Here is a 23,365-nt window from a genome sequence, read left to right as displayed (position 1 = left end):
AAGATGCGCTTGTGACAATGTTTGAATGTTCCGATCGAGATTTGCCGTTGCGGCCGCCGCAGCGCTCTACTTCGCCGCCCTGGCGAGTCTCGCTTTCGTGATCGCCCCGGGCAGCAACGGTCGCTTCTGGATCTGGACCACCGTTGCGTTCATCCCCGTTGGCATTTTCTTGGTTGGCATGTTCGGCAGGCGCCGTTGGTGGGCAGCACTCGCCTTCAGCATTGTTGCCGCAGCGTGGCTCGAAGCCGCCCAGACGGTGTGGATGCCCGCCGGCTACGCCGATGTCGTTGACATTCTGCTCGCGGCAATCGGCTCCGGAATCGGAGTTTCGATAGCCGTCAGTATCGCTGTCGTGCGTGAACATGCCCAACAGCAGAATGCGGCTTACGCACAGCCGTCGAGGAACCTCGCACGCTCTCGTCGCGCCTCCGCCAGCAACCCGGCGGCACCACTTAACCTCAAGCGGTGACTGACGACCGCTACTCCCACGATGTTCTCGCTGATTTCACCATTAGGCGCGGGCCAGCCGTGCTGCCGAAAGTGCCGATCGAATCAGGAATGGTCGTCGAAGTCATTGCTGACGGCTACGTCGGTGCCTTGGTCGGTTTCGCCAATGGCCTCATGGAACTCGAAGATCGTCGGGGCTCCGCTCGCGCCTTCCCTCTCGGTAGCGGCTATCTCATCGACGGTGTGCCCGTAGAGCTCGTCAAGCCAGCGCCCAAGGCTGCTGCCGCCCGCAAGACGGCCTCCGGGTCGTTTGCCGCCCCCGATCAGCGCGCCCGCACCGCGCTCGCGAGTCGCATCTACGTTGAGGGCCGCCATGACGCGGAACTCGTCGAAAAAGTCTGGGGCGACGACCTGCGCGCTGAAGGAGTTGTCGTCGAATTCCTCGGCGGCATCGACGATCTCGAGAAGATCGTCGCAGACTTTGCCCCCACCTCCGACCGCAAGTTGGGAATCTTGGTGGATCACCTTGTTCCCGGCTCGAAGGAGAGCCGAATTGCGGATGCCGTGGGGCGCGGCAAGTACGGCAAGCATGCGCTTGTGGTCGGTCATCCATTCGTCGATGTCTGGCAGGCCGTGAAGCCGCAGAGCCTCGGAATTGCTGCGTGGCCTACGGTGCCGCGCACTATCGAGTGGAAGCACGGCATCTGTGAAGCATTCGGCTGGCCGCACGACGACCAAGCCGATATCGCTCGGGCGTGGCAGTTTATTTTGTCGAAGGTCACCAACTTTGGTGACCTCGAGCCAGCGCTCTTGGGGCGCGTCGAGCACCTGATCGACTTCGTGACGGTTGATCAGGATTCCTAGCGACGAGCGCGCCTAGTCGAGCTGCGGCACGACCTCGCGAGCGAGGAAGTCGAGCTGGTCGAGATCGTGGAAGTCCATGATCTGGAAGTACACGCGAGTAAATCCGAGTGCTTGCAGCTCTGAAATCTTGTCGACGACCTCGCTGGCGGTTCCGGCGAAACCGCCAAGGCGCAGGTCGGCGGGAGTTCCGTTGGCGGCGGTCGCTCGCGCTTCGATCTGAGCTTCGGTGGTGCCGACCGCAGTTGTGCCGGCGATAGAGAGCACGAGCGTGGCGGGGTCCCGGTCGAAGTGTTCGCAGGCATTGCGAACCCGAGCGATGCGTTCCTTCAGCGGTGCGATGGTTGCGAAGCCCGCGTTGTATTCGGCGGCGAACTTAGCGGTGAGCGCCGGCGTACGGCTTGGACCACTGCCGCCGATGATGATCGGCAACGGGTTCTGCACGGGCTTCGGCAGCGCGGGTGACTGGCTCAGCTGGTAGTGCTTGCCCTCATACGAGAAGGTCTTTCCGGGCTCCGTTGCCCAGATGCCCGTGATGACGTCGAGCTGTTCTTCGAGCATCCCGAACCGCTTCGCCGGGAAGGGGATGCCGTACGCAGCATGTTCACGTTCGAACCAGCCGGTGCCGAGCCCGAGTTCTACTCGGCCACCCGACATGTCGTCGACCTGTGCCACTTGAATTGCCAGAATGCCCGGATGCCGAAAGGTAGCGGAGGAGACGAGGGTGCCTAAACGAATGGTCGAAGTCTCGCGCGCAAGCCCCGCCAGCGTCGTCCAGGAGTCCGTTGGACCAGGCAGCCCGCCGTTGCGGTCATCCATCGTCACGTAGTGGTCAGAACGGAAGTAGCCGTTGAAACCGAGCTTCTCTGCGGCTTGCGCAAGAAGAAGCTGATCGGTGTAGCTGGCGCCGTTCTGAGGTTCTGTGAAAATGCGGAAGTCCATAGTGCGAGCCTATTGATGATTAGACTGGGTGGCGAACACGGGAGTCCGGTGAGCCGGGCTGAGAGGGAGCTTCTCCAAGCTTCGACCGTCGAACCTGATCTGGATCATGCCAGCGCAGGGAGCAGACACTCTTGAAACCCGTGCCATTCACTAGTGAAAGGCACGAAAGTGACCACAACAGCACCATCCTCATCCACGTCTACCCCGACGAAGCCCGGATCGCGTTTTCAGTGGCGGGTGATCGACATCGTCGTGGCGAGCGTTATCGGCGTCGCAAGCGGTTTGATCTTCGTCGTCTGGAACGTTGCCTCCGCTCCCGCTCTGGCCCCGTTCGCTGCGCTCCTGCCCGGCCTGCAAGCGATTGGTGGCGGTTTCTGGCTCTTCGCCGGTGTGCTCACCGCACTCGTCATCCGCAAGCCGGGTGCCGCGATTTACGGAGAGATGGTCGCCGCCTCCGTGTCGGCCCTTATCGGTAACCAGTGGGGTGTACTCACGCTCGTGAGCGGCTTCACACAGGGCATTGGTGCCGAGATCGTCTTCGCTGCCTTCCTCTACGCCAACTGGCGCGTCAGCGGTGCGATTCTTGCGGGCGCCGGTGCCGGCCTCGCGATGGCTATTACTGACTTGCTGCTCTGGTACCCGGGATCAGCGCTTCCCTTCATCATCATCTACACGATCGCCGCCATCGTCGGCGGGATGCTCATTGCTGGCCTCCTGTCGTGGCTCGCGACACGCGGTATTGCCGCAACCGGAGCGCTCAACCGCTTTGGTGCTGGCCGCGAAATTGCGAAACGGGTCTGAGCCCCACCACGCCTGTTGGCGTCACCGTCGAAGGATGGGGGTGGCGCCATTCCAGCAGGCTCGCTTGGGCGGTACGCGGTCTCGATCTGCGTATTGAACCGGGCGAACGCGTGTTACTCCTCGGCGAGTCCGGGGCGGGAAAGTCAACGTTGCTGCATGCCCTCGCCGGGGTAGTCGGCGACGACGAAGGCGAAACAGAAGGTTCCCTGCTCGTTGCGGGCGAGCATCCGGCCGCCCATCGTGGGCGCACCGGTCTCGTGATTCAAGACCCCGACAGCCAGGTGATCTTGGAGCGCGTCGGAGACGACGTTGCGTTCGGTTGTGAAAACTTGGGTGTTCCGCGCGACGAAATCTGGATTCGTGTGCGTGACAGTCTCGCCTCCGTCGGCCTCGAGGTTGCTCTCGACCGCAACACCAGTGCGCTCTCGGGCGGTCAGAAGCAGCGGCTCGCGCTCGCCGGGGTGCTGGCCATGCGGCCAGGCCTGATCGTGCTTGACGAACCGACAGCCAACCTTGACCCTGAGGGTGTGACCGAGGTTCGGGATGCCGTTATCCGGGTCGCAGAATCGACCGGCGCCACGATTGTGGTTGTCGAACACCGTGTCTCGGTGTGGAGCGACGTTGTCGACCGCATCGTGGTGCTCGCCGCCGGCGGGGGAGTCATTGCCGATGGGGTACCCGCCGACGTGCTCGCACGGCAGGGCAAAGAGCTCGCGGCCCGTGGCGTCTGGATCCCGCAGTATCCGCCGCCGCGCCCGGTAAGGGCAGTGCGGGCCCCGCAACACACTCTGCTCAGTGCTCGCCAGCTGACCGTTGGCCGGAGCAAAAACGCGCTTGGCGCTCCTCTCGACCTGGAGATTCTGAGCAGTCACGCTCTTGCGATCACGGGTCCTAACGGGGCTGGAAAGTCCACGCTCGCCCTCACCCTGGGCGGGCTTCTGCCGCCCGTCGGTGGTGCCGTGGAGGCGAGCCCGGCGCTGGCGAGCGGGGCGGGCGAGCATCCGATCCGCTGGAAATCGCGTGAGCTGCTGACCCGCATCGGAACAGTCTTTCAAGACCCTGAACATCAGTTGCTCACCAGCACGGTGCGCGCTGAACTAGAAGTTGGCCCGCGGGCGTTGAAGCTTCCGGACTCTGAAGTGGATGTTCGCGTTGACGAGTTGCTCACAAGACTCCGCCTAGACCGGCTAGCCGAAGCCAACCCGTTCACACTTTCGGGAGGCGAAAAGCGTCGCCTGAGCGTCGCCACAGCCCTCGCTACGCGGCCGCAGGTGCTCGTGCTCGACGAACCCACGTTCGGGCAAGACTCGCGCACCTGGAGCGAACTGCTGGCTCTGCTCGCTCGACTCGTGGATGACGGCAGCAGCGTGATCGCTGTCAGCCACGATCTCGATTTCGTCGCTGCACTCGCCGACGCAACGGTGGCGCTCGAATGATCCCTATCGCGTCGGTGAATCCCGTGGCCAAACTTGGAGCAGCGCTCCTCGTGAGCCTGTTCTTGCTTGCCACGATCGATTGGGTATCGGCGACGACCGCGCTGGTGCTCGAGCTTGCCATCATCGCGTTCTTCGGGATTGAGCCGAAACGCTTCTGGCTGCGCACCTTGCCGGTGTGGCTGGCCGCACCCCTGACCGCGCTCACGATCCTGCTCTACGGCCGCTACGACGGCACCGTGTACTTCGAGTTCCTCTTGATCAGAATCAGCGACGGTTCTATCGAGCTTGCTCTGGCAACCTTCTTGCGCGTGCTCGCGATCGGGCTTCCCGCAGTTGTGCTGTTCATCTCGATCGATCCCACCGACTTTGCCGATGGCCTTGCCCAACGGCTCCGATTGCCCAATCGTTTCGTTATTGGCGCACTCGCCGCCGTGCGGATGGTTGGCCTCTTTCTCGAGGATTGGCGCTCGCTCGAACTGGCGCGCCGCGCTCGCGGCGTGGCAGACCGCGGCCGTGTGCGCCGCATCGCCGGTCAAGGTTTCGCGCTTCTCGTGCTCTCGATTCGTCGAGGCAGCAAGCTGTCTATTGCGATGGAAGCGCGCGGGTTCGGCGGCGACACAACTCGCACGTGGGCGCGAGAGTCACCGTGGGGGCAGGCCGAGTGGCTCACGCTCTTCGTGGGGCTACTCATCGGCGTCACCGCTACAGTCGTTGCCGTGCTCACGGGAAGTTGGAACCTCATTGTTGGCTAACTTGCAGCCGCAGCCCCAGTCCCAGCAGCCTACGAGTTTGCCTGCCCCGCGCTGGCGGTGTCTCATCGACGGCCGCTCGGGTTCAGGCAAAACAGAGCTGGGTCGTGCCATGGCTGCACTGTGGCCCGAAGTGCAGCTAGTAAAGCTCGATGACTTTTATCCCGGATGGGATGGGTTGGATGCCGCTAGCGCCCTAGTGCCCCGCATCCTCACCGAATTGCGCTGGCAGGAATGGAACTGGCTCACGGATTCGCTAGGGGCCCGGCACGAGCTCGACGGCGATCGCCCCATCGTGTTCGAGGGAATCGGTGCCCTGAGCCGCGCATCCGCCCCTCTGGTCGACCACAGCATTTGGGTTGACCTAGACGACGCGTCACGCAAGAAACGAGCACTCGACCGCGATGGAGACACCTACGCCCCTCATTGGGAGCGCTGGGCGCGCCAAGAGCTCCGCTTTATGGCGCGCGAAAATCCTCGCGAACTGGCGGATGAGACGCTCGACGGTGCCGATGTCTCACGCTGGTTCGCCAGTCGCCTTTAGATCCTTGCTAGCTGACCTTGCTCCACAGTTGAATGAAGTCAGTTCCGCGAGGGTTGATCGTCATTGCGTCAGCCTCGCAGGTGAGAATGAGCCCAAGCATGTCATCGAAGTCGCTCTGAGGGATCGTGTACTTCAACTCTTCAACAGGCTCATCGTCGAGCACCGCGGAGGTTTCAACCGTGTAATCCGAGATGTCCCAGTCGCGGGGGATCGCGACATCCACGTTGATCTCGGCCTTGCCAACAACAGTGCCCGTGTAAGACTTCGTGATCGTCATCACCTGATCCGACTTCGGTTCAGCGCTGATCGTGAATACGAGATCTGACTCGATAGTGAGCGCGCCGTCGCTCTGCCATGTGAGAGTCTGACCACCGCTCGGCTCAACAGCGGTCACAGGAACGTCATCTGCTTCTAGTTCGGTCAACAGCTTCTCAGAAAGATCGGCCGTGTCGAGCGTCCACGTGTGATCCATCGCGCAGAGTTCCATGGCCGTGGGCGGCTCGCTGGTATCGGCGGGTTCGATCAGTGCGCAACCCGATAGCACCAGCATGATCGCAGGGGCTACCACCAACGCACTCGCGCGCTTGCTCGAAATCATCAATCCTCCTGAGGTTCGTGACACTCACGAAATCCTACGCGGTCGCGACCCCATGTCGGCTCAATGACCGGCTATGCCCAGCCGAGTTCGTGCAGCTGTGCATCGTCGATGCCGTAGTAGTGGGCTATTTCATGCACGAGTGTGATGTGGATCTGTTCCTTGAGCTCGTCGATCGACTCACAGATAGCCAGCAACGGTTCGCGAAACAGGATGATGCGGTCGGGCAGTTCGCCAAAGCCATATTGTCCCCGCTCCGTGAGGGCGACGCCGTCGTAAAGCCCGAGGATCGACAGGGAGCCATCTTCGGGGCGATCCTCGGTAACGAAGACGACATTGTCGAGCCCATCAACGATGTCGTCTGAGAGCGCATCGAGGCCCTCGACCACGAGCGCCTCAAACTGTTGCTCGTCGAGATTCTCCATGAGTACATCCTGTCAGTCGGCGCTGACGCGCGTGGGGCATGGTCGGTAATTCGTGCGCTCGTTCGCTGAGCAGTTCGGGTGAAACTCGCGTCGCGGTCTTAGCAAACCGATAGAAACTTTTCTTAGCGTTGCGGGCATGGATAGAAAAAAGCTCTTTGGCGTAGTCAGCACTACCGTCGTTCTCACTCTTACACTCGCGAGCTGCTCCGTGGGTACGAACGACACCGCGGGAAGTGCTGGCACAACAGACTTTGTGAACGTGAGTCTCACAACCGACACGTCCTCCTTTTTCGATTCTTCTGTTGTGCACTCGATCGAACTTGATGTCGATAGCGACGAGGTCTTAGCCATGGTCGAGACCTATCTCGATTCCGGCGAGAAGGAGTGGCTGGAGGCAACCGTGGTGATCGACGGCACGACCTATGAGCAAGTAGGCATCAAGCTCAAAGGAAACTCGAGCTTGCGCGGCGTGACAGCGGACACTCCGGTTGAAGAACTACCGTGGCGAATTCGGCTCGATAAATACGTCGATGGACAAAGCATCGAAGGAGTCACCGATGTTGTCGTGCGCTCGAATAACACTGAGACTGCACTGAACGAGGCCGTGGCTCTTGAGACATTGAGCGCGGCTGGATTGGCAACCGAAGAGTCAATCGCGACGCGGTTCTCCGTGAACGGCAGTGAAGACACTTTGCGTCTCACCGTCGCAGTACCGAACGAATCATGGTTAGAGCGAAACTATGAGGCCGGTTTGCTTCCCTCAGATGACGGCATCCTCTGGAAGGCGGAGAGTGAAGGCGACTACTCCTGGTTAGGTGACGACACGGAGCTCTACGCGGATGTGTTCGACCTTGAAGTGGGGGCTGAGGACTACGAGCCCCTCGTCGACTTTCTCGATGTCGTGAACAACACGACAGATGAAGAGTTTGTCACTCAACTTCCCGAGGTTCTTGATGTGGAGGCCTTCGCGCGTTATCTCGCGATTGAAGACCTCATTGACAATTTTGATGACATCGATGGCCCTGGCAACAACTCGTACCTCTATTACGACCCAGATTCCGGCCTCATGTCCGTTGTGGCCTGGGACCACAACTTGGCGTTCGGCACGGTAAACAGTGCGGGTGACGCCGCGGGCGACGCAGCCGCCGAAGGTGCGGCCCCCGGCGGCGAGCTTCCGGATGGCGAGCTTCCCGAAGGTGGGCTTCCCGAAGGCGCGCCAGAAGGCGATGCAACAGACCTACCTAGCGAGGGCGAGCGTCCGGGCGGCGCTGGTGAGGGAGGAGCTCCTGGAGGGTTACCCGCTGATGGCGCCGGCGGGGATGCCGCCGGCGGTGGGCAGTCTCAGCAAGACAACAACATTCTGACGACGCGGTTCACAGAAACTGCGGAGTTTGTTGCGATGTACGAGGATGCGCTCGATGAGTTGCAGGAGGAGATCTTTGAGAGTGGGCAATTCGAAAGCATCGTCGAGTCGCGTTCCGAAACGCTTTCTGATGATGCATCTGATCTCGTCGATGCCGCCGTACTGCAATCCGAGATTGACGACATCCTTGCTTACTCTTCCGGGGAAGTGAAAGAAAACACCGCCGGTGAAGGCGAGGCTCAAGGGGGCACTCGACCTGGCAACTGATGATTGAGCGCTCGCTGCAGCACAAGCACAGCTGAGAAACAAAAATGAGGCCCAACCCCTCGCGAGACATAGTGCTCGTCTCGAGGGTTTGGGCCTCATTATCTTGGGGTGAACGACGGGGCTCGAACCCGCGACTTCCGGCTCCACAAGCCAGCGCTCTACCAACTGAGCTACGCCCACCAAGGTTGTTTTTCGCCTTGCGGCGATAAGCAACTGTATAAGTGTATTACAACCGCGGAGCGAATCCAGCCACTACGTCAGCAGAAATTGCTTGAACCTGTTCTGTCGTCGGTCCTGGCTCGCCCACAAAGACCGCTTTGCGGTAATAATCGAGCTCGCGAATGGACTCGAGAATGTCGGCGAGGGCCCGGTGACCGCCGTTTTTATCCGGCGCGTTGAAGTACACGCGGGGAAACCAACGCTTCGACAATTCTTTGATCGAAGACACATCGACGCTGCGGTAGTGCAGGTGAGTGTCGACGCGGGGCATGTACTTGGCTAGGAAGGTGCGATCGGTGCCAATAGTGTTGCCGGCCATCGGAGCGGTGCGGGCGTTCGGCACGTAGCGCACGATGTACTCGTTCACGGCGAACTCGGCATCCGCAAGAGAAACGCCGTTCGGCATCTCTTCGATGAGCCCGCTCGAGGTGTGCATCTTGGTGACGAACTCGCCCATATTCTCAAGAGCAGCCTCACTGGGCTTAATGACAATTGTCATTCCCTCATCGACGGGAACGAGGTCGTAGTCAGTGATAACCACTGCAACCTCGACGAGTTCGTCGATTTCGACATCCAGTCCCGTCATCTCGCAGTCGATCCAAACCAGATAATCAGCGTGTGATGCCATGCACCGATTCTACCGCTCCCGAAATGTCACCAGCGTTCGCCCACTCTTGTCTGGTAAACCTGTGGTCATGAGCGAATCAACCCCCACTCTCGCGCACGGCGACGAGTACATCGTGTTTTTTGTCGGCGGCCCGTACAACGGCCAGAACGATACGCGTATTGCAACCGAGGAGGGATGGGATGATTATGTGACCCTGATCGCCGCAGACGCTGTAGGTTCCGAAACGCAATTGCGTTACGAATCTCCGGTAGCGAAGCAGGTCGGCGATAAAGTCCACGTCACTTACACGTGGGATCAGGCCGATAGCGACCCTCTGGAAGACCTTGACGAACGAAACGACCTCTAACAGCAGCACCTCTGAACAGCCAACCGTGCTGTTCTTTTCTTCTGCCTTTTGTGACCCGTGTACGACGGCGCGCCGAACCCTCGACGAGGTGGCGCGCCTCGTACCCGCGGTGACATATGCAGAATTGGATGTCGCCCGCGAGTCGGACCGCGCCGAGCAGGCTGGTATCACCTCTACTCCCACCATCGTTATCGTGTCTGCGCAGGGAGAAGAAGTTTTTCGTGCCCAGGGCGCCCCTACGCTCAACCAGATGCTGGTGGCGCTCGCGAAAGCCGTGTAGCGGTTGAAACGCCACCACGCGGCTGACACGCTATCGTTTAACGCGTATACCCCGCCCTCGTAGCTCAGGGGATAGAGCAGGAGCCTTCTAATCTCTTGGCCGCAGGTTCGAATCCTGCCGAGGGCACCGCAGAGAACGGGATGGTTCTGACGTGAATGCATCGAACAAGACAGCCCCCACCGCTGTCACTGTCGCTGAGTTCATTGACTCCGTGCCAACCGAGCGCCGGCAAGATGAGGCGCGAATTCTGCTGGAAATCTTCGGTCGGGCCTCGGGGCAGTCCGCGGTGATGTGGGGGCCATCGATCATCGGCTTCGGGTCAAGTCATTACCGCTATGCCACTGGTCGCGAAGGCGATACGGCCACGATTGGTTTTTCACCACGCAAGGCCAAGATCTCGCTGTATACGGCTCGCAATTTTCGGGAGTTCCCTGAGTTGTTGGAACGCCTTGGTGCCCACGAACTTGCAGTGGGCTGTCTCTATATCAAGAAGTTAGCGGATGTCGATCTGACGGTTCTCGAGGAGCTGCTGACGCGCAGCTACGAGGTTGCCCGGTTCGATTTCGACGCGCTGGCCACAGACAACTGAGGCATCGCCGTGAATTCTCGGGCTGCTCTCGCCGCGGCCGTTGTCGCAGTGGTGTCTTTGGCGACGCTCTCGGGGTGTATTGCTGGACCCGAGCCGACGGTCGCTATTTTTGAGGTTTCCAGTGGCGGGCAATTCACGATTGAATTGGCGACGCCGGAACTCATTGAGCATGCCAAGGGGTTGTTGGCGGGGGAGAACTTGGAGACTGTGCCTCAGGGTGTCGTCGTGCGTGGGGATTCGTCGGTAAATGCACCGTGGTCGTGGCACATCGATCCTGCGACTTTCACATTCACCAACATCACGGCTGAGCAGTGCGACGGTATTCCGCAATATGTGGAAGATGACGCTTTGGTTTCAGACAGTTTTTGTCCGTGGTCTGCGCGTGTAATTGCCGTTGAAGGCCCCGACGCGTAGAAGGCCCGCTTTGCGTATTTTTAGTCGCGGTCGGGAGTGATGGCGACGGTGGGAGTCGCTTCCGAACCGCTTGTTGATGCAGAAGAGGGTGTCGAGGTCGTCGTCGTTGTGCCCTCGGCAGCTTGACGTGATGCCCACTCTTGCTGCTTGACGACCAGTTCGTCTTCGGCTTCGCCGGTCTCATACTTCCAGCTGGCGAGGTCTTGAGCGAAGAGCTTTTTGGCGCGACCGGGGCGGGCTTGCCAATTGAGGAGACCTTCTTGAAGCTCTGCGAGGTCTTGTTCAGCCTGGAAGCTGTAGTTGACCGAGTTTTTCTTCATCGCGGCGAGCTTGTGAGAAGCCCAGTCGGCGGCGATGTCTGCACCCTTGAGGGGGAGCAGGCGAACGCGAACTTCGGCTTCGCTCGCCAGATAGTCGACGTGCTCTTTTTCGCCAGCGGAAAGAGTGCTCCAGGTGGCAGCGCGACGGCCAGAAGAGATGAGCGCGGCAACAGCGGCAGCTTTGGCCTGACGGTCTTGGTGGCCGATGAGGCGACGCAGCGACGAGCGCGCGATCAGGCCGACGATGATTCCTCCGACAACAATCGCGAGGAAGGGCACAAGAGCGTTCGTGATAAACGTCCAGCCCGCATCGGAGTTGAACCAGTCGACGATGTCGTTCCACCACTCAAGAATCATGTTGGCACTGTAACCCGGCTAGCGCATGTGGCCCGATAGCGACAGGCGCGTCACATCAAAACCGGAAGATATCCAGAGCATCGTCGATGGTCCAAAAATCTCCGAGCGGCAAAAAGCGGCGCTGGCGCTGAAGCATGCGCTTGGCTTGAAAACGGAACCCTGCAGTGGATTGCCAGCGGTGAACGTAGCCCAACACTTCGCCGTCGGGGCGCGTAATGCGCCAGAGATCGTCGTTGAGTTGAACCGTCACAACGTTTGAGCGAATCGAGCGCGTGGGGCCAGCGAAGTCGAGAGTGGTGGTCATGGGTGCTCCTGACAGATATCGAACGCGAATAGGAATGATTCGAATATATGTTCGAACACTGACATTCGTTCGTCAGGAGCACCTCAATGACGAGGTTTGGTTAGCGCAAAGCCGTGCCGTCGACCGCGAGCGGCTCGATGGCGGCACGTTCGGCATCCGTCAATGCTGGGCCTTCGAGGGCCGCGAAGCTGTTCTCCAACTGAGCGACGCTGCTAGCCCCCACGAGGGCCGACGTGACCTGCGGATGACGCAGCACCCAGGTGAGTGCGAGCTGAGCGAGACTCTGCCCACGGTTCTGAGCAATCTCGTTCAGAGCTCGAACGCGTTGCAGGTAGGTGTCGCCGATGGGGCCGGGCTGGAGCCAGCGACCTTCTGACGCACGAGATCCGTCGGGGATCGTGCCATCCAAGTAACGGTCGGTCAGCAAGCCCTGTGCGAGCGGAGAGAACACGATACTGCCGGCACCAACCTCGTCGAGCACGGGAAAGAGTCCGCCTTCGATGTGGCGATCGAACATGTTGTAACGCGGCTGGTGAATAGTGAGCGGGATGCCGTACTCCGCGAGTGCGGCGGCGGCGGCAACGGTCTGCTCGGGGCTGTAGTTCGAGACGCCAACGTACAGCGCTTTACCCGAGTTCACTGCGGTGGCCAATGCGCCCATCGTTTCTTCGATGGGGGTCTCGGGATCGGGGCGGTGGTGGTAGTAGATGTCGACATAGTCGAGGCCCATGCGGTCGAGGCTTGCATCGAGAGATGAGAGCAAGTATTTGCGTGAACCCCAGTCTTGGTATGGCCCAACTCCCATTGTGTAGCCAGCCTTGGTCGAGATGATCAGTTCATCGCGGTAGGGCTCGAAGTCGTCGGCAAAGATCTCGCCAAAGTTGCGCTCGGCGGCACCGATTCCGGGGCCATAGTTGTTAGCCAGATCGAAGTGAGTGATGCCGAGATCGAAGGCGCGGCGCAAGATAGCTCGCTGTGTCGCGCGCGGGCGGTCGTCACCGAAGTTGTTCCACAATCCCAAGGAGATCGCGGGCAGTTTTAGCCCGCTGTGGCCTACGCGGTGGTATTCAGTGGTGTCGTATCTGGTGAGGGAGGCTTCGTAAGGCATTCGTTCAGCATATGCCCAGAGACTGAGGGAACACAGCGCGCGAGGTGTGCGTTGTATGAGACATCCAGCCCAAGAAAGTAGGCTCAACTTATGCACACATTTCATCTCGCAGGCGGCTGTTTCTGGTGCCTCGATGCGGTCTACCGCACCCTCAACGGCGTCACCGACGTAGTCTCTGGATACACCGGAGGCACAGTGCCCAACCCCAGCTACGAGCTGGTATGCACTGAGACCACCGGCCACGCAGAAGCGGTTGCGGTCACCTTTGACCCTGAGGTCATCCCCGACGAAGTCATTCTTGACGTGTACTTCACCCTCCACGACCCGCGCCAGCTCAATCGGCAGGGCAACGATGTCGGCACGTCGTACCGTTCGGCGATGTTCTACGAAGACGACGAGCAGAAGGCTCTCTTTGAGGCCGCCCGTGACCGCGCATCCGAATACTGGGATGGTGGCATCGTGACCACGATCGAGCCTCTCGACACGTACTACAACGCTGAGGCGTATCACCAGGACTTCTTTGCCAAGAACCCCGGTCAGGGTTACTGCATGGCGGTGGCATTGCCCAAGGTCAACAAGATTCGGTCGTCGTTCTCGAGTTACATCAAGTAATCCGCGACAGCCACACATTCTGTGCGCCGTCTCAGGTGAAGGTCTTTATCTTCATCGCGAGGCGGCGTACGGTCGTTAACAAGCGACAGTGGCGTCGTTTTCTCACTAATTCGAAGGAGGTTCGGAAATGACAAATCACACTCTGACCGGACAAACCTGGGTGGCGTTCACTCAGGCAGGAGCAGTTGGCTCGGTGCACCGGGTAACAGACGGGTTCACCTTCAAGTTATTGAAAGATGAAGACTATCGAGCGGTGTATCCGACTCTGGATGCCGCGAAGTCCGCTCTGCACGCAAACCTGCTTCCCGGCACGGCCTGGCCTGAGTTCCGCGAGCACTAGGCTGGCTGCCCACTTCTCCTGATAGCGGGCGCGGTGTGTCCTGCATCCACAGATGCTGAGGCGCACCTCGCTCGCTGTTGCGTGCTGACGAACACTGGTGTCAGACGGATGCCGGGTCGGCTTCCCGGCACGAGTGTCGGCCCGCATCTGTCTCCCACATCGGCCGCGTTGTTCGCTTCGTGGCCCAGACGAAGGAGCAGATATGTCAGACACCATCACCGTTTCCGGGCTCGTCGCTACTACGCCGCGGCACATTGTCACGAGCGAAGGCTTGCCCATTACGTCGTTTCGGCTCGCATCTACGCAGCGTCGGTTCGACCGCAACAATCAGCGCTGGATCGATGGCGAAACCAACTGGTACACGATCACGTCATTCCGCCAGCTCGCGATCAACAGTGCTTCGTCGATCGGCAAGGGCGACCGTGTGGTTCTCAGCGGTCGGCTGAAGATCCGCGAATGGGAGAACGCTGACCGCAGCGGTATCAATATCGAAATCGAAGCCGACTCACTCGGCCACGATCTCATGTGGGGCACTGCTCAGTTCTCCCGCACCATCTCCAGCGTTAGCTCCGCGAGCAACCAGACCGAGAGCGACGACACCTTCCCCGCCGCTGAGGCTGAGGCTGAGGCTGAGGCTGAAACTGGAACCCAGGCGTCAGAAGACGGCGAGCTCGTTGCGGCAGGAAGCGGCGCAGTCAAGCCCTTCTGAGCGGATCGTGCGCGCAAGCAATCTAGACTTGATGCGGCCCTGAAGTCTCGTGGCCGACGAAGGGAATGCAATGCGCGTACGACCCACTCGCCGACTCGGTGCGATTCTTGCCCTCACCCTTGCGACGGCGGTCGCGCTCAGCGGTTGCATCCAGGAAACGCCGGAACCTTCGGCAACTCCTGCCGAATCCACCACCCCAGCCCCCGAGGCCAGCGAGACGGCCCCTATGCTGCGCCCTGGCGAGAATGCGGCGGCCAATCGTCAATTCTTCGATCAGATCAACATCGAATACCACGAAGCCAATGGCCGTGGAGATGGCCGCAGCATCGTTGACAACCTCGTCGAGAACGGCTTCGAGAAGCAAGACATGGAAGTTACCGCCGACACCACAGCGATCGGCCTCGCCACCGACTCCATCGTGGTGTCGATACGGATCAAAGGCGAGTGCCTCCTTGGCCAGTTCGCCCCCGATAACTACGTGTCATCCATCGAACCGCTCTTGGGAACTGGCGGTTGTCTCGTCGGAACAACCCGCGCAATCGACTGGTAACGCCCCAGCGGGTTCGACTCGTTCCCCAACGGGTTCGACTCAGGCTCAGCGCTCCGTAGAATGGTCACATGGCCGAATTCATTTATTCCATGGTGCGCGCGCGAAAAGCGGTCGGCGACAAGCTCATCCTTGACGACGTCACAATGTCGTTCTATCCCGGCGCGAAGATTGGTGTGGTCGGCCCCAACGGTGCCGGTAAGTCCACAATCCTCAAGATTATGGCGGGCCTCGACACCCCCAGCAACGGTGAAGCCCGCCTAAGCCCTGGCTACTCGGTCGGAATCCTCATGCAGGAACCCGAGCTTGACGAGACCAAAACCGTTCTCGAAAACGTGCAAGAAGGCGTCGGACCGATCAAGGCCAAGGTCGACCGTCACGCGGCCATCGGCCTCGAAATGGCTGAACCAGATGCCGACTTCGATGCGCTCATGACCGAAATGGGTTCGCTTCAGGAAGACATCGACGCTGCTGACGCGTGGGACCTCGACTCCCAGCTCGAGCAAGCAATGGATGCGCTGCGTACGCCGCCAGGCGACTGGCCCGTCAACAAACTCTCCGGTGGAGAAAAGCGCCGCGTTGCGCTCACCAAGCTTTTGCTGCAGAAGCCTGATCTGCTGCTTCTCGATGAGCCCACTAACCACCTCGACGCCGAAAGTGTTCTCTGGCTCGAGCAGCACCTCTCTAAGTACCCGGGCGCCGTACTGGCCGTAACCCACGATAGGTACTTCCTCGACCACGTCGCCGAGTGGATTGCTGAAGTCGACCGCGGTCACCTTTACCCCTACGAGGGCAACTACTCCACTTACCTCGAGAAGAAGCAAGAACGTCTCCAGGTGCAGGGCAAGAAAGACGCCAAGCTCGCCAAGCGTCTCTCAAGCGAACTTGAGTGGGTGCGCTCCAACTCCAAGGGCCGCCAGACCAAGTCGAAGGCTCGACTCGCACGCTACGAAGAAATGGCGAACGAAGCGGAGAAGACCAGAAAGCTGGACTTCGAAGAAATCGTCATCCCGATGGGGCCACGCCTCGGCGCGCAGGTCATCGACGCCAAGAACCTCAAGAAGGGTTTCGACGAGCGCATCCTGATCGATGGGCTCAGCTTCACCCTTCCCCGCAACGGAATTGTGGGAGTCATCGGCCCGAACGGTGTCGGTAAGACCACGCTGTTCAAGACCATCGTTGGCCTTGAGCCACTCGACTCTGGAGACCTAAAGGTCGGCGAAACAGTCGACATCTCTTACGTTGACCAGACTCGTGGCGGCATCGACCCCAACAAGACGCTGTGGGAAGTTGTTTCTGACGGCCAGGACTATATCCAGGTCGGCAAGACAGAAATTCCGTCGCGCGGGTACGTCTCGCAGTTCGGCTTCAAGGGGCCAGACCAGCAAAAGAAGGCCGGTGTGCTCTCCGGTGGTGAGCGCAACCGCTTGAACCTCGCGCTCACGCTCAAGCAGGGCGGAAACCTTCTCCTGCTTGACGAACCGACTAACGACCTGGACGTCGAGACTCTCGGAAGCCTCGAAAACGCCCTCCTTGAGTTCCCTGGCTGCGCTGTGGTGATCACTCACGATAGGTGGTTCCTCGACCGTATCGCGACCCACATCCTCGCTTACGAAGGTTCGGAAACGAACCCCGGCTACTGGCACTGGTTCGAGGGAAACTTCGACGCTTACGAAGAGAACAAGATCGAGCGCCTCGGCCCCGACGCGGCCAAGCCTCACCGCAGCGCCTACCGCAAGCTCACCCGCGACTAGCCATGAGATTGCACATCCCGCTCCCGCTGCGCTGGTCAGACGTTGACGCGTACCAACACGTCAACAATGCTGAAGTGTTTCGCCTCCTCGAAGAGGCGCGCATTCACGCATTCTGGCCAGTAGCGGGAGCGGATGCGCCTCTCACCGCCGTGCTCGACGGTCGCCCCGGCGGCGACACCATGACGCTCATTGCGCGTCAAGAAATCGAATACCTACTGCCGATTCCGTATATGCGCGAGCCCATCGACATTCAGATGTGGATCGGACGTGTCGGGGGAGCAAGCCTCGAAGTTTGCTACGAGATCTACAGCCCTGAGGGCGTTGAACCGCAGCTGCTTTTCGTTCGAGCATCCACCACTTTGGTGCTTGTTGATGCTGCGACCTCGCGGCCCATGCGTATTAGTCAAGCCCAGCGCACTGTATTCAACGACTACGCCGAAGAGCCGCTCCAGTTCGCGAAGCGGCGTTAGTTGCCACGCTCTAGCTTCGAAGCACTAGCGGCCAAGCGTTAGTTGCCGAGAGTCGCGTCGTCGTCGCCCTCTTCGTCTCTGAACTCGGCGTCGAGGTCGGTAGGTTCGAACCATTCGGCGATAGCGTGCGCGCCCCGTGCCTCGAGCAGTGGTGCCGCCAGTTGGAAGAGTTCTTTGCGGCTCTCGATGCCTGAGCCCAGAGGAAGGGCCACATCGATCCCGGCCGCTTTCGCTTCGCTCGGGCTCATGCCCACACTGCCGGCGATAACTGCGAGCCAACCGCTTGGGCCCTTGGCGCCGCGCAGGTAGTCAACAACTTTGCCGTCGAGCGACTGCGAATCGAAGCGGCCCTCGCCGGTAAGAATCACGTCTGCGCTTGCGATGACCTTGCTCAAGCCGATGGCATCCGCCACGAGCTGTGCACCGGGAACCAAAACAGCGCCACAGAGCGCCACAAGGGGAGCAGCAGTTCCGCCGCCGGCACCGATACCGGGCAACGCTGCGATTCCGGCGGCAGAGAAGCCGCGCTCGGCAGCCAGCGGCGTCTCTGCAAGCACTTCGGCTAGGCGGGTGAGTCCGGCATTCAAGATCGTGACATCGGATGCTGAAGCTCCCTTCTGAGGCCCAAACACGTGAGCGGCGCCCTGTGCTCCGACTAGGGGATTGGTCACGTCGACGGCGATGCGCCATTGCGTCTCGAGCGCGCCGGCGATGAGCCCGCTCAGGTCGATCGTTGAGAGGGAGGCTAGCGCGCCGCCTCCGGGTGCCAACTCATTACCCGCGGCATCAAGGAATCGCGCACCGAGCGCGCGCAGCAGTCCTGTACCCCCGTCGGTGGCTGCGGAGCCGCCGAGAAAGAGCGTCACATCACGGGCGCCGCCTTCGATGAGGCGTGCGGCGATGAGGCCAACGCCGTAGCTATCGGCGCGCAGAGCTTGCAGTGGCACATCGCTGACGTGGGGGAGTCCGTTGGCCTGCGCTGCTTCGATGACTGCGCGGTGGCCTTCGCTGTCGAGTCCGTAGCGCGCTTCGCGTTTGCGGCCAATGGCGTCAACGGTCGTCATCGTGAGGGCGGGTTGAAGCCAGGCAGCCAATACGGCGTCAAGAGAGCCTTCTCCGCCGTCAGCCATGGGAAACGTGAGCACCGTGGCGGACTCGGGGAGCATTTCGCGGGCTCCGCGCTCGAGGGCTGCCGCGGCATCCGCAGCAGTCAGGCTGCCCTTGAACGAATCAGGAGCGATGATGACGATGGGGTTCTCGTTAGCTGGCACCATTCGACCCTAGCGTGACACAGGAAAGATGCCGTGCACGCAAAAAGGGGCCGCCCGAAGGCGACCCCTTTTCGTGAGTTACAGCACCGAAGTGCTGGAAGCTAAAACAGTATTAGCTGGTGAGGCCGTCTACGTAGTCCTGGTTCGCTGCAATCCAGTCAGCAACGATGGGCTCGAAGTCGGTTCCTTCGTACTCGTTGTACATGACGTTCTCGAGCGAGTAAAGAAGCTCGGAGTCCATCTTGAAGCTAGAGATCCACTCAGTGACCTCAGGCATGTCGTCGCTCAGGGTGTCGCGTGCGAAGGAGTGAATTTCTTCAACGTCTCCGAGCGTTCCCTCGGGGTCAGCAAGGTCCTTGATGTCGAATGCATCGTAGGCCCAGTGCGGACGCCAGAGAGTGACGGCAATGTTCTCGCCGTTGTCGAGTGCAGCCTGCAGCTCAGCAAGCATTGCGGGGGTCGACGACGTGAGAAGTTCCATGTCGTCGAGGCCGTAGGTCGGCATGGTGTTGTTCAGGACTGCTTCAGTGAGTCCTGCACCAGGCTCGATGCCCACGATGCGGTTGCCGAATTCGTCAGCGTTTGCTGCGAGCTCTTCGAGCGAGTCGATGGGGGCATCAGAGTTGACTGCAACGGTCAGGCCAGCTTCGCTGTTCCATGCGCCGAGGTCTTCAATGGTGTCGCCGTACTCTTCCATCAGGCTTGCGTGAGTGATGGGGAGCCATCCGTCAAGCGCGATGTCGTAGTCACCGGTGCTGAGACCCGAGAAGATCGGGGTAACGTCAGCGTATTCGAGCTCTACGTTGTAACCCTTGTCTTCAAGGATTGCCTTCCAGAGGTACGAAACTGCTTCGCCCTCAGGCCATCCGTTGAATACGGCAATGCTGAGATCTTTGCTCTCAACAGCGTCGTCGGACGCGGTGTCGTCTCCGCCTGCGGCGCAAGCCGACAGACCGAGGAGCGCAGCGGCTCCGATTGCAATTGCAGCACGTGTCTGCTTCTTCATTGTGTCGTCCTTTTCTGTCAACGCTAAAGCGTCGACGATGTTGACGTCGATGCACACAGGGTTCTCTGTATGCGGGGAAACGAGCGCGGGTTGGCGCCCGAAAATTAGCGAACGGGGGGAGTGTGTTCGGCTGGTTCGGTCGTAGCGGCCGAGCTATCTGCGGTGGTCTCAACCACTACAGATTCTTCACCACGGCTACGAACCTTGAATGACTCGATAATGAACTGGAAGTAGCCCTTGCCCGATCCGAAGGATGCCGTGAGGCGGTCCAGGAAGATGGCCAAGATAACTACAGACAGTCCAGCCTCGAAGCCGAGTGCGACATCCGCTCGGCTCAAGCTCTGGATAACGGGCTGGCCGAGGCCGCCGGCACCAACCATGGACGCGATAACGACCATGGAGAGCGAGAGCATGATGACCTGGTTAATACCGGCCATGATTGACGGCAGAGCCAGCGGAAGCTGAATCTGTCGAAGGATGCGGCCGGGCGATGCACCGAAGGCCTGTCCTGCTTCAACAACTTCGCTATCGACGCCGCGAATTCCGAGTTCGGTGAGGCGAACACCGGGAGCGAGCGCGAAGAGCACAGTTGCCACGATTCCGGGAACATCACCCACGCGGAACAGGATCAGTGCGGGGATGAGGTAAACGAAGACCGGCAGAGTCTGCAGGAAGTCGAGAATGGGCTTCACGATCGTGGACACCGTGCGGTACTTTGCGGCAAGAATTCCGAGCGGAACGCTGATCAACACGGCGATAGCCGCGGCAACCAGGACGAGCGCCAAGGTATCCATCGCGTTTTCCCACTGATCCAAGCTGAGGATCAAGAGGAAGCTGAGCGCAGTGCCGAGCGAGAAAACCCATCCACGTGCAACGAACGCGATAACCGCGAGGATGATGACAATGACCCAGAATGGCGGCGAAGTGAACGCGAAGCTCATTCCGTCGGCGACCGAGGAAACGATCAGCTTGATGAAGTCAAAGAAGAAACCGAATGTGTTGGTGATGAAATCAACACCGTTTTCGACCCACTGGCCGAGGGGAATTCTGAGGAAGTCGTTCATCGTGCGTCCTCCTTCGCGTCGGAGCTCGTATCGCTGGCGTCAAGGGCGTCGGTAATCACCGAGGTCGAGACGGTAAGAGGTGGTTCGATCGCTTGAAATTCATCGGTGTCGGTGGTGACGTTGCCGAGAGCGGCGAGGAGGGTGACGCGCGGAACGACACCTCTCAGGCGGCCACGCTCGTCGAGAACAGCGAGCGGAAGCGGGCTTTCGACCGACGGAACGAAGAGTTCCGACAGGTAGGTGTTTTCGTCCACAGCGTTGTATTCGTCGCTCAAAATCGTCGTCAGATCGCTGACGCCCTTACGGACGAGCTTCATCACGTCGGCATCGCGAACGACGCCCTGAAGCGTGCGGTCGCGGCTGATCACGAAGGCGGTTGAGGTCTGAAGGTCACGCATGACCTTAAGCGCGGCGCGAGGTCCGCCACTGGCGAATACGGTTGCGCGCACAGGCTCCATGACGCTGGCGGCCGTGAGAACACGTGAGCGATCAACATCCTGAACGAACTGAGCAACATAGTCGTTGGCCGGGTCGGTGAGGATGTCCTCTGGCGTGCCGATCTGAACGATACGGCCGTCACGCATCACTGCGATGCGATCTCCGAGGAACATTGCCTCGTTGAGATCGTGAGTGATGAAGATGATGGTCTTGCCGAGCTCGGTCTGAAGCTCGAGCAACTGCTCTTGCATTTCGCGACGAATCAGCGGGTCGAGGGCGCTAAAGGCCTCGTCCATAAGAAGGATGTCGGTGTCGGCGGCGAGGGCGCGGGCGAGGCCGACGCGCTGCTGCATTCCACCAGAAAGCTCGGAGGGAAGCTTGGAACCCCAGCCCTTGAGACCTACGAGGTCGATGGTCTTCTGCGCGCGAGCGAGACGCTCAGTCTTCGGCATTCCCTGAACTTCGAGAGCGTAAGCAGCGTTCTCCAGCACCGTGCGGTGCGGGAACAGAGCGAAGTGCTGAAAGACCATCGAAATGTGACGGCGGCGAACCTCGCGAAGCTTGGGACCAGAAATTCCGGTGATCAGGTCGCCACCGACGGTGACGCTGCCTGACGTGGTGTCCCACAGTCCGTTGAGCATGCGGATGAGCGTGGATTTTCCCGAACCGGAAAGGCCCATGACTACGAATATTTCGCCGGGGCGAACGTCGAAGCTGGCGTCGATTACGGCAGCGGTACCAAGCTCTTTGATCTCATCGCGGGTGGCGCCATGCTGAAGCCTTTCAACGGCTTCCTGTGGACGGCGTCCAAACACCTTGTAGATGTTCTTCGCACTGACAGCAAATTTCTCGGTCACGTTCTCCTGATTACTCGGCACCTTAAGGGCTTCGCTTCTCTCGATTACGGTCCGGGTTGAACGCAGGGCTCTAGCGAATCCGGGGGTGGTTCTGGTGGGAAACGATAGGGGAGCGCTTTCGGAGCAACTCCACTGCGAAACAACCGTACGAACGACATCCCGGTGACGGGTTGGCGCGCGCGGCCTGATTTCGTAGCACCTTGCTTAGAGGGCCCAAAACGGGGCACACCTGCAGCAAGGCCGATGTCAACGGTAACGTTTTTTGGGCTTTTCCGCAGTTTCAGGTCCACCAGATTGGGGACATACGGTGACGGTGTCCGAGCTCGATCCGCGGCACAGTAGGGATCGAACGGGGTCATCTTTGTTACTGGTTTGTTACCTATCGACCGTAAAACTGCCGTCCAATTTGACGAATCGAGACCTTTTAGCGGGGAGGACGCACCATTCCCTCTTGTGCAACGCTCGCGATTAAACGGCCAGAGCGGTCGTAGATCCGACCGAGCGAAAGACCACGGCCACCAATGGCGTTCGGTGATTCTTGGACATAGAGGAGCCACTCATCAACGCGGGCGTCGCGATGCCACCACATGGCGTGATCGAGGCTCGCCACCTTGATCCCGGGAGTGACCCAGGCGAGGTCGTGGCGTCGCATGATCGACTCCAAAATCGAGTAATCGCTTGCGTAGGCCAACGCTGCCCGGTGCAAGTTCATATCGTCAGGCATCGGTCCAACCGATTTGATCCACACTGCCTGATGAGGGACGTTGCCGCCATCAACGCTCATAAAGATGGGCGATGTCACGTATCGCATGTCGAAGGGGCGCTGCGATGACCAATAACGGGCTACCGGATGATCGACACTAGCCAGAGACTCGGCCGTCGTCGGCAGCGACTCCGGGTCAGGAAGGTCGGCGGGCATGTCGATCTGGTGATCAAGACCAGCATCGTCATCCTGAAAAGAGGCAATTGCCGACAGGATCGGTACGCCCTCTTGGTAAGCCTGAGTGCGCCGCGTCGAGAACGAACGACCATCGTGAATGCGGTCTACCGAGAACGTGATGGGGAGGTTGACATCGCCCGGGCGCAAGAAATATCCGTGCATGGAATGCACGACGCGGTCCTCTGCGAGAGTGCGCTGCGCGGCAACGAGAGCCTGCGCTAACACTTGCCCGCCGAAGACACGGCCCTGCGGCATCCACTGGCTTGGGCCGGTGAAAATGTCTTCACTCGTTCGTGCGCCGGTGTCGGTGAGATCAAGGGCAGTCAGAAGTCCAGCCATAGGGTCCGTCATGCCTGTAGTTT

29 protein-coding genes, 2 tRNA genes and 1 riboswitch are annotated in these 23,365 nt (G+C 60.0%); of the genes, 18 read left to right on the top strand and 13 right to left on the bottom strand.

Going from position 1 to position 23,365, the window contains the following annotated elements; all coding sequences use genetic code 11:
* Positions 1–25: 25 nt before the first annotated feature.
* Entirely contained in the window at positions 26–469 is a 444-nt protein-coding gene (locus I6E56_RS03415) for a VanZ family protein (RefSeq protein ID WP_197136049.1), read from the top strand.
* On the top strand, positions 466–1,311 hold the full coding sequence (locus tag I6E56_RS03410) for a DUF3097 domain-containing protein (RefSeq protein WP_197136047.1): 846 nt from the start codon (positions 466–468) through the stop codon (positions 1,309–1,311). Before I6E56_RS03415 ends, I6E56_RS03410 begins: the two co-directional genes overlap by 4 nt.
* Before the next feature lie 12 nt (positions 1,312–1,323).
* Here the strand turns inward: I6E56_RS03410 and I6E56_RS03405 are convergent, their stop codons facing one another.
* Complete coding sequence (locus I6E56_RS03405) at positions 1,324–2,250, bottom strand: LLM class F420-dependent oxidoreductase (RefSeq protein ID WP_197136045.1); 927 nt, start codon at positions 2,248–2,250, stop codon at positions 1,324–1,326.
* A gap of 26 nt (positions 2,251–2,276) precedes the next feature.
* Positions 2,277–2,385: riboswitch (TPP riboswitch) on the top strand.
* Between the two features lie 33 nt (positions 2,386–2,418).
* Between I6E56_RS03405 and I6E56_RS03400 the strand changes: the two genes are divergently transcribed.
* The 4 genes from I6E56_RS03400 (at position 2,419) to I6E56_RS03385 (ending at position 5,780) form a co-directional block, all read left to right on the top strand.
* Complete coding sequence (locus I6E56_RS03400) at positions 2,419–3,051, top strand: ECF transporter S component (RefSeq protein ID WP_197136043.1); 633 nt, start codon at positions 2,419–2,421, stop codon at positions 3,049–3,051.
* Complete coding sequence (locus I6E56_RS03395) at positions 3,048–4,487, top strand: ABC transporter ATP-binding protein (RefSeq protein WP_197138040.1); 1,440 nt, start codon at positions 3,048–3,050, stop codon at positions 4,485–4,487. Before I6E56_RS03400 ends, I6E56_RS03395 begins: the two co-directional genes overlap by 4 nt.
* The gene (locus tag I6E56_RS03390; RefSeq protein ID WP_197136041.1) at positions 4,484–5,239 is read left to right on the top strand and encodes an energy-coupling factor transporter transmembrane protein EcfT; all 756 of its coding nucleotides are present in this window, start codon (positions 4,484–4,486) and stop codon (positions 5,237–5,239) included. The genes I6E56_RS03395 and I6E56_RS03390 overlap by 4 nt, the downstream gene beginning before the upstream one ends.
* Before the next feature lie 109 nt (positions 5,240–5,348).
* Positions 5,349–5,780 carry an ATP-binding protein gene (locus I6E56_RS03385; protein ID WP_231606227.1) on the top strand — a complete coding sequence of 144 codons (432 nt, stop codon included), beginning with the start codon at positions 5,349–5,351 and terminating at the stop codon, positions 5,778–5,780.
* A gap of 7 nt (positions 5,781–5,787) precedes the next feature.
* Here I6E56_RS03385 and I6E56_RS03380 read toward each other — a convergent pair whose 3' ends face one another.
* Positions 5,788–6,402: a hypothetical protein gene (locus I6E56_RS03380; RefSeq protein WP_307842747.1), complete on the bottom strand. Its 615-nt coding sequence runs from the start codon at positions 6,400–6,402 to the stop codon at positions 5,788–5,790.
* Positions 6,403–6,449: 47 nt separating this feature from the next.
* Positions 6,450–6,800: a metallopeptidase family protein gene (locus I6E56_RS03375; protein ID WP_197136039.1), complete on the bottom strand. Its 351-nt coding sequence runs from the start codon at positions 6,798–6,800 to the stop codon at positions 6,450–6,452.
* Between the two features lie 136 nt (positions 6,801–6,936).
* On the opposite strand from I6E56_RS03375, the gene I6E56_RS03370 reads away from it, so the two are divergent.
* The gene (locus tag I6E56_RS03370; RefSeq protein ID WP_197136038.1) at positions 6,937–8,430 is read left to right on the top strand and encodes a CotH kinase family protein; all 1,494 of its coding nucleotides are present in this window, start codon (positions 6,937–6,939) and stop codon (positions 8,428–8,430) included.
* 104 nt (positions 8,431–8,534) lie between these two features.
* Here the strand turns inward: I6E56_RS03370 and I6E56_RS03365 are convergent.
* Both I6E56_RS03365 and orn read right to left on the bottom strand, forming a co-directional pair.
* A tRNA-His gene (locus tag I6E56_RS03365) sits at positions 8,535–8,610 on the bottom strand.
* 46 nt (positions 8,611–8,656) lie between these two features.
* Positions 8,657–9,277: an oligoribonuclease gene (gene orn / locus I6E56_RS03360; protein WP_197136037.1), complete on the bottom strand. Its 621-nt coding sequence runs from the start codon at positions 9,275–9,277 to the stop codon at positions 8,657–8,659.
* A gap of 67 nt (positions 9,278–9,344) precedes the next feature.
* On the opposite strand from orn, the gene I6E56_RS03355 reads away from it, so the two are divergent.
* The 5 genes from I6E56_RS03355 to I6E56_RS03335 all read left to right on the top strand — a co-directional run bounded on the left by I6E56_RS03355 (position 9,345) and on the right by I6E56_RS03335 (position 10,906).
* Complete coding sequence (locus I6E56_RS03355; RefSeq protein ID WP_197105993.1) at positions 9,345–9,623, top strand: oligoribonuclease; 279 nt, start codon at positions 9,345–9,347, stop codon at positions 9,621–9,623.
* Positions 9,601–9,903 carry a co-chaperone YbbN gene (locus I6E56_RS03350; protein WP_197136036.1) on the top strand — a complete coding sequence of 101 codons (303 nt, stop codon included), beginning with the start codon at positions 9,601–9,603 and terminating at the stop codon, positions 9,901–9,903. The genes I6E56_RS03355 and I6E56_RS03350 overlap by 23 nt, the downstream gene beginning before the upstream one ends.
* Before the next feature lie 53 nt (positions 9,904–9,956).
* A tRNA-Arg gene (locus I6E56_RS03345) sits at positions 9,957–10,029 on the top strand.
* A 25-nt stretch (positions 10,030–10,054) separates the two neighbouring features.
* A complete protein-coding gene (locus I6E56_RS03340) occupies positions 10,055–10,492 on the top strand; it encodes a DUF1801 domain-containing protein (RefSeq protein ID WP_197136034.1) in 438 nt (145 codons plus the stop codon).
* Between the two features lie 9 nt (positions 10,493–10,501).
* Positions 10,502–10,906 (top strand): hypothetical protein, encoded by a 405-nt coding sequence (locus I6E56_RS03335; protein WP_197136032.1) that lies wholly within the window; start codon positions 10,502–10,504, stop codon positions 10,904–10,906.
* 20 nt (positions 10,907–10,926) lie between these two features.
* Here I6E56_RS03335 and I6E56_RS03330 read toward each other — a convergent pair whose 3' ends face one another.
* The 3 genes from I6E56_RS03330 to I6E56_RS03320 all read right to left on the bottom strand — a co-directional run bounded on the left by I6E56_RS03330 (position 10,927) and on the right by I6E56_RS03320 (position 12,995).
* Complete coding sequence (locus I6E56_RS03330; protein ID WP_197136031.1) at positions 10,927–11,583, bottom strand: hypothetical protein; 657 nt, start codon at positions 11,581–11,583, stop codon at positions 10,927–10,929.
* A gap of 55 nt (positions 11,584–11,638) precedes the next feature.
* The gene (locus tag I6E56_RS03325; RefSeq protein ID WP_197136029.1) at positions 11,639–11,887 is read right to left on the bottom strand and encodes a hypothetical protein; all 249 of its coding nucleotides are present in this window, start codon (positions 11,885–11,887) and stop codon (positions 11,639–11,641) included.
* Positions 11,888–11,987: 100 nt separating this feature from the next.
* Entirely contained in the window at positions 11,988–12,995 is a 1,008-nt protein-coding gene (locus tag I6E56_RS03320) for an aldo/keto reductase (protein WP_197136027.1), read from the bottom strand.
* 90 nt (positions 12,996–13,085) lie between these two features.
* Between I6E56_RS03320 and msrA the strand changes: the two genes are divergently transcribed.
* From msrA to I6E56_RS03290, 6 genes are all read left to right on the top strand, one after another.
* The gene (gene msrA, locus I6E56_RS03315; protein WP_197136025.1) at positions 13,086–13,607 is read left to right on the top strand and encodes a peptide-methionine (S)-S-oxide reductase MsrA; all 522 of its coding nucleotides are present in this window, start codon (positions 13,086–13,088) and stop codon (positions 13,605–13,607) included.
* Between the two features lie 127 nt (positions 13,608–13,734).
* Positions 13,735–13,947 carry a methyltransferase gene (locus tag I6E56_RS03310; RefSeq protein WP_197136023.1) on the top strand — a complete coding sequence of 71 codons (213 nt, stop codon included), beginning with the start codon at positions 13,735–13,737 and terminating at the stop codon, positions 13,945–13,947.
* 202 nt (positions 13,948–14,149) lie between these two features.
* Positions 14,150–14,656 carry a single-stranded DNA-binding protein gene (locus I6E56_RS03305; RefSeq protein WP_231606226.1) on the top strand — a complete coding sequence of 169 codons (507 nt, stop codon included), beginning with the start codon at positions 14,150–14,152 and terminating at the stop codon, positions 14,654–14,656.
* A gap of 70 nt (positions 14,657–14,726) precedes the next feature.
* Entirely contained in the window at positions 14,727–15,206 is a 480-nt protein-coding gene (locus I6E56_RS03300) for a hypothetical protein (protein WP_197136021.1), read from the top strand.
* Between the two features lie 68 nt (positions 15,207–15,274).
* Positions 15,275–16,957 carry an energy-dependent translational throttle protein EttA gene (ettA, locus tag I6E56_RS03295; RefSeq protein ID WP_197136019.1) on the top strand — a complete coding sequence of 561 codons (1,683 nt, stop codon included), beginning with the start codon at positions 15,275–15,277 and terminating at the stop codon, positions 16,955–16,957.
* A 2-nt stretch (positions 16,958–16,959) separates the two neighbouring features.
* Positions 16,960–17,427, top strand: a complete 468-nt coding sequence (locus I6E56_RS03290; protein ID WP_197136017.1) for a thioesterase family protein — start codon at positions 16,960–16,962, stop codon at positions 17,425–17,427.
* Positions 17,428–17,465: 38 nt separating this feature from the next.
* Here the strand turns inward: I6E56_RS03290 and I6E56_RS03285 are convergent, their stop codons facing one another.
* From I6E56_RS03285 to I6E56_RS03265, 5 genes are all read right to left on the bottom strand, one after another.
* Positions 17,466–18,701 carry a glycerate kinase gene (locus tag I6E56_RS03285; protein ID WP_255529366.1) on the bottom strand — a complete coding sequence of 412 codons (1,236 nt, stop codon included), beginning with the start codon at positions 18,699–18,701 and terminating at the stop codon, positions 17,466–17,468.
* A 109-nt stretch (positions 18,702–18,810) separates the two neighbouring features.
* Positions 18,811–19,704 (bottom strand): glycine betaine ABC transporter substrate-binding protein, encoded by an 894-nt coding sequence (locus I6E56_RS03280; RefSeq protein WP_231606225.1) that lies wholly within the window; start codon positions 19,702–19,704, stop codon positions 18,811–18,813.
* A gap of 104 nt (positions 19,705–19,808) precedes the next feature.
* A complete protein-coding gene (locus I6E56_RS03275) occupies positions 19,809–20,768 on the bottom strand; it encodes a proline/glycine betaine ABC transporter permease (protein ID WP_197136011.1) in 960 nt (319 codons plus the stop codon).
* Positions 20,765–22,063 (bottom strand): glycine betaine/L-proline ABC transporter ATP-binding protein, encoded by a 1,299-nt coding sequence (locus I6E56_RS03270; protein WP_197136009.1) that lies wholly within the window; start codon positions 22,061–22,063, stop codon positions 20,765–20,767. Before I6E56_RS03270 ends, I6E56_RS03275 begins: the two co-directional genes overlap by 4 nt.
* 424 nt (positions 22,064–22,487) lie before the next feature.
* On the bottom strand, positions 22,488–23,354 hold the full coding sequence (locus I6E56_RS03265) for an acyl-CoA thioesterase II (RefSeq protein ID WP_197136008.1): 867 nt from the start codon (positions 23,352–23,354) through the stop codon (positions 22,488–22,490).
* Positions 23,355–23,365: the final 11 nt, after the last annotated feature.

It is taken from the genome of Salinibacterium sp. NK8237 (assembly GCF_015864955.1).
In the GTDB taxonomy this organism is placed as follows: domain Bacteria; phylum Actinomycetota; class Actinomycetes; order Actinomycetales; family Microbacteriaceae; genus Rhodoglobus.
The sequence above is the reverse complement of the archived record's forward strand: the minus strand, read 5'-3'. Positions and strand labels throughout refer to the sequence as shown.